The organism is Prevotella sp. oral taxon 317 str. F0108 (assembly GCF_000162415.1).
Taxonomy (GTDB): Bacteria; Bacteroidota; Bacteroidia; order Bacteroidales; family Bacteroidaceae; genus Prevotella; species Prevotella conceptionensis.
Genome location: NZ_GG740086.1, coordinates 1 through 2,138, shown reverse-complemented (window position 1 = coordinate 2,138; position 2,138 = coordinate 1). Strand labels below are relative to the sequence as shown.

Sequence of the window (2,138 nt, the reverse complement as noted above, 5' to 3'; positions counted from 1 at the left end):
GGGAGTTGGGCGACCACTCTGCGCCCGACGGTTGGATACAACGGCCCAAGCGCAACGCCGTGCCCGGCACTCCTCCTGGTCCGCCCGTGCAGTGGGACAAGGCCGAAGACCCCGACGACGTGCAGCCGGGTTACGGCTACGTGCCTGCCGACACCACGCACGAGGACATCTTCTTCTACCACTCCGACCATCTCGGCAGCACCTCTTATATCACCGACGCCAAGGCCAACGTCGCCCAGTTCGACGCCTACCTGCCCTACGGCGAACTGCTCGTGGACGAACATTCCTCATCCGAGGATATGCCGTACAAGTTCAACGGCAAGGAACTTGACCAAGAGACGGGGCTGTACTATTATGGGGCGAGGTATATGAACCCAAGGACGAGTTTGTGGTATGGGGTGGATCCGTTGGCGGAGAAGTATCCGAGCGTTGGCGCGTATGTATATTGCATGGATCGTCCTACAAAGTTAATCGATACGGATGGCCGTAAGGTGATAATCTCAGGAAGTAGAAATCAACGAATAATTGTGTTGAACCAGCTTCAGAAATTGACAAACTATAAACTAGGGGTGAAACAAAATGGAGAAGTCGTAATTTTAGCAACACATGGCAGGAATAAGTCAAAAAAACTTACAGTTGGCAATAGTCTCATTGAATCCGTGATAAAACATAAGCGAACGATGACAATACAAACAACTGATCCGGGTGAAAAGTCTAGTGAGCATGATATTTATAGGAGGGATGCATTTAATGGGAAGGGAACTGACGTAGTTGTTAATTTTGATGTTACAGATACTCCCAAACTTCTAACAGAGAATGGTAAGACTGGCAAAAGTTCAGAGGAGGTGATGCCTTTATTTCTTGTTTTAGGGCATGAAATTATACATGGAGAACGCTCCATGGACGGTATTGCCATAGATCCAGATACAAAATCTTCATATAAATACAGAAGCCCTAATGGGCAACTTAAAATTAAGAATACATCCAAGGAAGAACTTGAGACTGTCGGAATTATTGGAAAAGCAAAACGAACAGAAAATGCATTAAGGAAAGAACATGGATTAAACAAACGAATAAAATATTAACTAAATATATAAACATCCAACATGAATAAAATAGATTTCTGTATGCTCTCTCTCGCATTCATTGTATTACTCAATGGCGGTTGTTCAAGCAAACATCTCCCTGAAAGATGCGCTTGCCAATGCCTTATTTTCCCAACAACAGATTTTGAGGGGTGTTACTTGATAGAAGTGGACAAAGATGGCTATATCACAACCAGTGTAGGAGAAAAGGGGGACTCAGTCACACATGCTGTGTTGAATGACATACATATATCTACTCAACATATACGCCTACTTAAGAATACTTGTGAAAGGGAGAAAAAGTTGTTGGGAAAGGATGAGTTTCTAAAGTTGCAACAACAAATATCAAAACTAGAAGGTGTAAGTATCGACAACATTTTTCTTGAAAGTTGGGAAAATGATTCATGGGCAGTCATTCTTCTAACAGAAGAAAAACAGTACATTTTCCCTTATTGGGACTGCAATAATAGTTCTATAGAAGAATTAGTGAAGTCATTAGTAAGGGGGTCACCTATAAATATCGAACTCAGATAGTTAACCTCACTAGCCGCGTCAACCTGCTGTACAAGGTATGCGTAACGAATTTGAGTACGATTCATACAATGCTCCCGCATAATAAAAGGTATGCCTCAGGAGAAGGACTGTCTGCACCGATATTACAATCCAAGTCTTCCGGGCATGGCGTGTCTGCAACGGGGAATGGTCCTCTCAGGTTCGGCGTAAGCGGCAGCAAAAGCAGTCAAACGTCCCATACGGAAGTCGCCGCAATGGATGTCAACGGCGACGGCTATCCTGATTGGATAGATGAGGGGGACAGCCATGTACGCACACAATACACTTCGCCGACGGGAACACTCAGCCAACTTAGTGTCAAGACTGACATTCCGATGCCTGAGTTCAGCTCGGGTGCTTACAGCCTCGGCATAGGCAATGACGGTGCCATTGCCGTAAGCATAGGCAACAGAAACCGTTCTGAGTCGGGAAGAACAACAGGCAATTCCTCTCCAGGCGATGTCGGCAGCATGAACAATGCCAATGAGAATCCAAACAAGA

Annotated in this window: 3 protein-coding genes; 2 read left to right on the top strand and 1 reads right to left on the bottom strand. The window is 45.1% G+C overall.

Going from position 1 to position 2,138, the window contains the following annotated elements:
• On the top strand, nucleotides 1-1,085 hold a 1,085-nt coding region (locus HMPREF0670_RS16030; protein ID WP_232213954.1), incomplete at its 5' end, for an RHS repeat-associated core domain-containing protein.
• A 21-nt stretch (nucleotides 1,086-1,106) separates the two neighbouring features.
• On the top strand, nucleotides 1,107-1,619 hold the full coding sequence (locus tag HMPREF0670_RS14995; protein WP_044078511.1) for a hypothetical protein: 513 nt from the start codon (nucleotides 1,107-1,109) through the stop codon (nucleotides 1,617-1,619).
• A 122-nt stretch (nucleotides 1,620-1,741) separates the two neighbouring features.
• On the opposite strand, the gene HMPREF0670_RS16865 is transcribed toward HMPREF0670_RS14995, so the two are convergent.
• Complete coding sequence (locus tag HMPREF0670_RS16865) at nucleotides 1,742-1,906, bottom strand: hypothetical protein (RefSeq protein ID WP_198009329.1); 165 nt, start codon at nucleotides 1,904-1,906, stop codon at nucleotides 1,742-1,744.
• Nucleotides 1,907-2,138: the final 232 nt, after the last annotated feature.